Genomic DNA, 7,107 nt, shown 5'->3' with positions numbered 1-7,107 from the left:
GCCGCCGCTGAAACCGCCCAGCGCTCGACTGCCGCCATGGCCGGCGCTGCCAACTCGACCGCCAAAACCGCCACCAAGCCTGCGGCCAAAACTGCTGCCAAGCCGGCTGCTCCGGCTGCTAAAGCTCCGGCCAAAGCGGCCGCGAAGCCCGCTGCAAAACCGGCTGCCAAGCCTGCCGCTAAAGCCGCCAGCAAACCCGCTGCAAAACCCGCCGCTTCGGCATCTGCTCCTGCGTCGGGCAGCGGCGATAGCAACTCGTAGACCTAATCGGCCCCAGCGTTAAAACCCCGTTTGCCCGGTGCAAGCGGGGTTTTTCGGTATTATATGCGCAGTGGGCACGATGCAAAAAAAGGCCAATAAGCCCCGCCAAATCTGCGAAATCAGTTTAATCTGCGTAAATCTGCGGTTCCATTCTGCGGTCCATGTTTAAAAATACGATTTCCAACCTCTCGCGCATCCGGCAGGTGGCCGAAGTGCTGCTGCGCTACGGCTTCGAGGATGTGGTGACGACCACGCCGCTGCGCCGCCTCGTGAGCCAGGCGCGCCGCCTGAGCTGGCAGCGCGCCGACCGGCAGGTGTTCGAAACCACGCGCTGGGAGCGGGTACGCCTAATTATTGAGGAGTTGGGCCCCACGTTCATCAAGCTGGCGCAGGCCATGAGCAACCGGGCCGACCTGCTGCCCGAGGCCCTGATTGACGAATTTGAGAAGCTGCAAAGCAACGTGCCGCCCTTCGAGGTGGCGGTGGCCCGCCAGATTATTGAGGAGGAGTTGGGCCGACCGATTACGGAGGTGTTCAGCGAGTTTGATGATGTGCCGCTGGGCTCGGCCAGCATTGGGCAGGTGCACCGGGCGCGGCTGCTCACCGGCGAGGAAGTGGTGGTGAAGGTGCAGCGCCCCGGTGTGCAGCAAAAGGTGAAATCGGACCTGGCGCTGCTGCACGAGCTGGTGCGCCTCACGGCCGGCTTCCTGCAAAAGCAGGGCCTGGCCAACCCGCAGGACATTGTGGACGCCTTCGAACGTAGCATGAGCAAGGAGCTCGACTATACGGCCGAAGCGCGCTCGATGGAGCAGTTCCGTAAGCTCTACGAGGATTACACCACGTTTTACGTGCCCAAGCCTTACCGCGAGCTGAGCACGGCGCGGGTGCTGGTGATTGAGTTCGTGAGCGGCTGCAAGATTACCGATAAGCCGCAGCTGCTGGAGTGGGGCCTGAGCCCCGCCACGGTGGCCGAAAACGGCATGGACATTTACCTGACGCAGATTTTTGAGTTCGGAGTGTTCCACGCCGACCCGCACCCCGGCAACGTGCTGGTGCGCCCCGATGGCACCATCGTGCTCATCGACTTCGGCATGGTGGGCCGCCTCACCAAGCAGCAGAAGTATGCGTTTGCGGGCGTGTTCATTGGCATGGCGCGGCAGGATGCGCGCAGCATGGCGCTTAACTTCCGGCGGTTGGCCCTCACGGCGGAGATTCCTGATATGCGGGCTTTTGAGTCGGACCTCAGCCAGCTGATTGAGGATTTCGCCATGCTCGACGTGAAGGAGATGAGCATGAGCGACCTGGCCGACGCGCTGCAGGGCATCATCTACACCTACAAATTGCAGGTGCCGGGCGCGGTGTTCCTCATCCTGCGGGCGCTGGTGATATTGGAAGGCATCGGCAAGGTGCTGCACCCCAATTTCAACACGTTTGAGTTCGTACGGCCCTACGGCGCGAAGATTATTCGGGAGCAGTACTCGCGCGAAAACCTGCTGACCGAGGCCGAATACACCGGCACGCAGCTGCTGGCCCTGCTGCAAACCCTGCCCGCCGATGTACGCCAGATTGTGCGCAAAATCAGCAAGGGCGAGCTGCGGCTGAAGTTCGACCTGGTGGGCTACACCACACTGTTGCGCAAGGCCGACCAGCTCGTGAGCCGCACCATTCTGGCGCTGCTGAGCGTGGGCGGGCTGCTGTTTTCGGGCCTCACGCTGCTGGGCCGCTACTCGCCCGAGATGCATTACTACCGCGGCGTGCCCGAAATAACCTGGTGGAGCCTGGGCGCGACGGGCTTCCTGTTGCTCGTGCTGCTGCTGCTGGGCACGAGGCGTCGGGAGAAGTCGTAGCGCGAGGTCTGACAATATTCACGAGCTTTTCACTTGGTAAATCCTTGCTGCGAATTTGGATAAAAGGCTTGGCAACCGCCCCGTCTGCGTCCGACCTTTGCCGGCGTGGGCCGTATTCCTGCCCGCTTGTTGGGATGTCTCGCTCGCTGCTCGGTTGCCTGGTTTTTGTCTTTTTTTGGATTATGCTGGGAGCGCGGCCGCTGACGGCGACAGCCCAGACCGCCCCATCTGGCCCGCCGGTGCTGCGCGAGGCCAGCCTGCGCACTGATACTGCCACCTACCTGCTCAGCCGCAACACCGTAGTCCAGCCCGGCGGGCCGGCACTGTACTTCTGGTACCGGCGCGACGATGAAACCGCCGAGCTGCGCCTGTACCCGGCAGCCGTGGCAGCCAACCGCCCGCTCCGCCTGCGCCGCAGCCCCGATTACCAGCTGCTCGACTCGCTCAGCAAGGAGGCCGACGGCAGCTTCCGCACCCGCCTCAAGTTTCAAAACCTGACCAGCAGTCGCTTCCTGCGCCTGGTGGTGGAGCAGGCCGCCGACTCGGCCGGGCTGGCCCCGCTGCGGCAGGTGGTACCGCTGCTGCCGCTGGCCCGCACCACTGTCGACCTGCGCGTGGCCGACAACGAGCTGTTTGTGGGGGAGGAAAAGGTGCTGGAGCTCACCAGCTCGAACGCCCGCAACGTGCACGCCACCGGCGAGTGGGTGCGCGGCGCCGATTTTGACTACCGCCTCGTGGCCGATGCCAACGGCGTGCTGCGCCTGCACGTGCTGCCCAACCAACTGGGCACGCGCACACTGGCCCTGAAGCTGCAAACCGAGCGGCCCACGCTGGGCCCCGGCGGCCGCCTCAGCTACCAGCTGCCGGTGCTGAAGCAGGATTTCAACGTGAAGGCCAGCCGGCTGCGCTTCCTCTCGCCTGACAAGCGCAGCGTGACGATGGACGAAGCCAGCCGCCGCAAGGGCGTGGAACTGATTCTCGACAACGGCCGCAGCTTCGAACTGCGCCGCACCTACCGCATCGAAGACCAGGAGGAGCCCGGCGGCGAGCTTATTGCCGACCTATTCATTCGGCAGTTTCTGAGCAACGACCGGGTGCTGTGCTACCTGCGCCCTTATAACACCCACCGCCAGACCGAGGGCTACCTCTACATCAAAGAGGCCGACGTGGCCCGTTACCTCACCAACCTTGACATTACCCCCCAGGCCACCATCCGCAACGTGCAGGTGCTGCACCGCGGCGGCGACTGGACGCCCGGCCTAAGCGTGAGCCCCGGCGAAACCGTGGACGTGCGCCTCGAAGGCGAGGGCCTGCAAAAAGCCCGCATCTCGTTCGAGGACCTGCCCGTGATTCCGTCCGATTCGTCGGTGCGGACCGACACGCGGCTGGTATTCCGCGTGCGCGTGCCGGTGAGCTTCGATAAGCGTAAAAGCACCATCTTCAACGCCGGCCAGCCCACCGGCTATGCGCTCAGCGTGAAGGAGTTTCAGCGGCCGCACTCGCTCGACTTTATATCGGTGGTGTATGGCGACGGGGCCCGGCCCATCACCCGCCTCAACGGCCCTATCCTCTACGATGGCACCATCCGCGACGTGGTGTTTCAATTCAACCCCAACGCCATCGACGGCAACGAGCAGCTCTACGGCAAGCAGTACCTGAGCTTTGAAATCCGCACCCTCAACAGCAAGGGCGACCTCGTGGAGCAGCGCACCGTCGACAACATTGTGATTTGCCCCGGCGACCAGTCGGCCCGCGCCGCCTTCTACCAGGACAAGCAGTGCCGTACCGACCCGCTCAGCCTGAACTCGGTGCTCGGCCGCAAAACCTACGACCTCGACGAATGGAGTCGCATCATCGTGACGGTGAAGCACCAGGCCAGTCAGTACGGCGACCCCGGCTACACCCAAACCGTGGAGCTGGTGCTCAAGCGCCGCTACAAGTTCGATATAGATGTAAGCTTCCCGGCCGGTCTGCTTACCCGCAAGCAGGGCGACTCGGGCTACGGCGACCTCGGCGGCATTTCGCTGGCCACGCTGGCGCAGTTCAGCTTCTACAGCCCCAACAAAATCAACCGCCTGCGCCCCTACAAAATCGGCGCGGGCTTCGTGGCCCTCAACGCCTTCAACCTCGGCAGCAGCAGCACCGGCCGCGACCTGGGCGTGGTGATACTGGGCTCGGTGTACCCCACGCGGCGCGAGGCCAAGTTCACGTTCCCGCTGTACCTGGGCGGCGGGTTCCTGCTGGGCACGCAGCGGTGGTTCTACATGGTGGGGCCGGGGATTGGAGTGCGGCTGTAGCGCAAGGTTTCGCGAGGTTAAAAGAGGTTTCGCAAGGTTTGACGTTTCAGAGGCCGTTGACGAGGCGAATAATGTGGTCACGCAACGACGTTACATTGAAATTGATGAGCAGACCTAATTTCAGGTGCGACAGGTGCAGGTAATTTAGGAGCTGCTTGCTGTGCATCGGAGCCAACTCTATCACCGATTTCAACTCAACTACGACCTTTTGCTCAACCAGCATATCAAGTCGGAACCCCACCTCCAGTCGAATGCCATCATAAACGACGGGGAGTGCAACCTGCGTTTCGACCAGCAGCCCTAGCTTCCGCAGCTCATGCGCAAGAGCCGCCTCATACACCGATTCATAAAGCCCCGGCCCCAGCGCCGTATGCACCTTGAATGCAGAACGCATAATATGTCCGGCAATCTCGTTCTCGTGCATACAACAGGCAGATTGTGTGATGTGAATAGGTAGCGGCAATGAAAAGCGAATTATCAACCCGAACAAGTACCCACTAAAAGAAAAGAGGTTTCGCAAGCATGAAACCTTGCGAAACCTCTTTTAACCTCGCGAAACCTTGCGCGCTATTTCAATTGCATATCCGCAATTATCGCCTGAATTTTCTCATGCCCCAGGCGCTGCGCCAGGTCAAAATCCACCGCCGATTTTAGCGGCTGCTTCACGCTGAAGTAGAACTTGATTTTGGGCTCGGTGCCGCTGGGGCGGGCCGAAATTTTGCTGCCGTCTTCGGTGAGGAACTGGAGCACGTTGGAGCTTTCCACGCCGGTGTCGGTGCTGAGGCCGGTGCGCAGGTCGTGGATTTTGCCGGTCTTGTAGTCGCGGATTTCCACCACTTTTAGGCCCGCAATCTGCTGGGGCGGGTTGGCGCGCAGGGCGGCCATCATCTCCTGAATTTCTTCGGCGCCGCGCTGGCCTTTCTTGGTGAGGGAAATCAAATCCTCCACGTAGAGGCCGTATTGGGCGTACATCTCCACCATTTCCTGGTAGAGCGTGCGGCCCCGGTCTTTGGCCACGGCGGCCATTTCGGCCACCAGCGCGCAGGCCGAAATGGCGTCCTTGTCGCGCACGAAATCGCCGATGAGGAAGCCGTAGCTTTCCTCGCCGCCGCCGATGTAGTTCTCCTGCCCCTCCAGGTCGCGGATGAGGCCGGCGATGTACTTGAAGCCGGTGAGCGTGCGGTAGCTCTTCACTTGGTAGTGGCGGGCAATATCGCCGAGGATTTCGCTGGTCACGATGGTGTACACGATGAAATCCTGCGGGGTGCTCTGGCCGGCGCGGTGGCGGGCCGAGAGCAGGTAGTTGGTGAGCACGGCGGCCGTCTGGTTACCGTTGAGCAGCACCCACTCGCCCTCGTTGTTTTTCACGCCCACGCCCACGCGGTCGGCGTCGGGGTCGGTGGCGAGCACGATGTCGGCGTTGGTGGCTTTGGCTTGGTCGAGGGCCAGCTGCATGGCGCTTTTCTCCTCGGGGTTGGGCGACTGCACGGTGGGGAAGTTGCCGTCGGGCGTGGCCTGGGCCTGCACCACGTTCACGTTGGTAAAGCCAAACTCGCGCAGCAACCCTGGCACCAGCGTAATGCCCGAGCCGTGGATGGGCGTGTACACAATGTTCAAATCGTGCTGGCGCTGAATGGCGGCCGGGTCGATGCTGAGCTTCTTGGCGGCCGCGAAATACTTCGCATCAATATCGGCCCCGATTTTAATGATTTTCGACGGGTCGGCCTCAAATTTCACCTCCGTGGGGCTGGTGATTTTATTGACCTCGATGATGATGTTCTTGTCGTGCGGGGCCACCACCTGCGAGCCGTCGTTCCAGTACACCTTGTAGCCGTTGTACTCCTTGGGGTTGTGCGAGGCGGTAATCACGCAGCCGCTCTGGCAGCCCAGCTCCCGAATGGCAAACGACAGCTCCGGCGTGGGGCGCAGGCCGTCGAACAGGTACACCGTGATGCCGTTGGCCGAGAAAATGCCGGCCGCAATCTGGGCAAACTCGGGGCTGTTATTGCGCGAGTCGTGGGCGATGGCCACCTTAATTTCCTGGCCGGGGAAGCTTTGCAGCAAGTAGTTGCACAAGCCCTGCGTGGCCATGCCCAGCGTGTAGCGGTTCATGCGGTTCGAGCCCGGCCCCATGATGCCGCGCAGGCCGCCGGTGCCAAATTCCAGCGTGCGGTAGAAGGCATCGGTGAGCTGGTCTTCCTGCCCGCCGGCCTGCATGTCGCGGATGGCCTGCTGGGTCTGGGCGTCGTAAGCCGGCGTGAGCCAGTTGTTGATATTTTGCTGAATTTCGGGGGTGAGGGCCATGAGCGAAAGCGTAATGAAGGAGCAAAGTCAGATGCGAAACGGCCGCAAAGGAAAGGGGTTGAGCGGAATGTTTGGGAAGAGAGGCGGAGTACCCCGAATTTTTAATTCGGTTCACAGGGGCGATGTTGCGCGCCCGGGGCGAATTAAAAATTCGAGGTACTCCGCCTCACCGCCCCAGCCAGCGGCGCAAATCCAGCCGGTACAGCCGCTGCTTCACCAGCGCGATGTGCCGCACCAGCCGCTCATTGGAAATAAATACCCGCGCCGGCCCCACAAAGCCCAGCCCCTCCACCTGCCCGATGCGCAGCGCGCCCGGCAGCCGCAGCCGACGCGCCCGGCCCGCCAGATAATTTGTGCCGTCAAAATCGGTAAGCAGCCACAGAAACACGCGGCCGGTG

General features: G+C 62.0%; 6 protein-coding genes. 3 read left to right on the top strand and 3 right to left on the bottom strand.

Features of this window, described 5'->3' with window-relative positions; genetic code table 11:
* From ACYVDE_RS10905 to ACYVDE_RS10895, 3 genes are all read left to right on the top strand, one after another.
* Nucleotides 1-261, top strand: a 261-nt coding sequence (locus ACYVDE_RS10905; protein WP_460501546.1) for a hypothetical protein, incomplete at its 5' end; no start/stop codon positions are given.
* Between the two features lie 161 nt (nucleotides 262-422).
* Complete coding sequence (locus ACYVDE_RS10900) at nucleotides 423-2,108, top strand: ABC1 kinase family protein (protein WP_460501545.1); 1,686 nt, start codon at nucleotides 423-425, stop codon at nucleotides 2,106-2,108.
* Nucleotides 2,109-2,290: 182 nt separating this feature from the next.
* Nucleotides 2,291-4,405, top strand: coding sequence for a hypothetical protein (locus ACYVDE_RS10895; protein ID WP_460501544.1), 2,115 nt, complete (start codon nucleotides 2,291-2,293; stop codon nucleotides 4,403-4,405).
* 46 nt (nucleotides 4,406-4,451) lie between these two features.
* On the opposite strand, the gene ACYVDE_RS10890 is transcribed toward ACYVDE_RS10895, so the two are convergent.
* The 3 genes from ACYVDE_RS10890 to ACYVDE_RS10880 form a co-directional block, all read right to left on the bottom strand.
* Complete coding sequence (locus tag ACYVDE_RS10890) at nucleotides 4,452-4,829, bottom strand: GxxExxY protein (protein ID WP_460501543.1); 378 nt, start codon at nucleotides 4,827-4,829, stop codon at nucleotides 4,452-4,454.
* Between the two features lie 143 nt (nucleotides 4,830-4,972).
* A complete protein-coding gene (locus ACYVDE_RS10885; RefSeq protein WP_460501542.1) occupies nucleotides 4,973-6,709 on the bottom strand; it encodes a phospho-sugar mutase in 1,737 nt (578 codons plus the stop codon).
* Nucleotides 6,710-6,875: 166 nt separating this feature from the next.
* A partial coding sequence (locus ACYVDE_RS10880; RefSeq protein WP_460501540.1) for a hypothetical protein occupies nucleotides 6,876-7,107 on the bottom strand: 232 nt, incomplete at its 5' end.

Source organism: Hymenobacter agri, assembly GCF_054778495.1.
This window is presented reverse-complemented; position numbering and strand designations above follow the sequence as displayed.

Coding starts and splice junctions, on each gene's coding strand:
- ACYVDE_RS10900 (WP_460501545.1), top strand. CDS start 423: ATGTTTAAAAATACGATTTCCAACCTCTCGCGCATCCGGCAGGTGGCC.
- ACYVDE_RS10895 (WP_460501544.1), top strand. CDS start 2,291: ATGCTGGGAGCGCGGCCGCTGACGGCGACAGCCCAGACCGCCCCATCT.
- ACYVDE_RS10890 (WP_460501543.1), bottom strand. CDS start 4,829: ATGCACGAGAACGAGATTGCCGGACATATTATGCGTTCTGCATTCAAG.
- ACYVDE_RS10885 (WP_460501542.1), bottom strand. CDS start 6,709: ATGGCCCTCACCCCCGAAATTCAGCAAAATATCAACAACTGGCTCACG.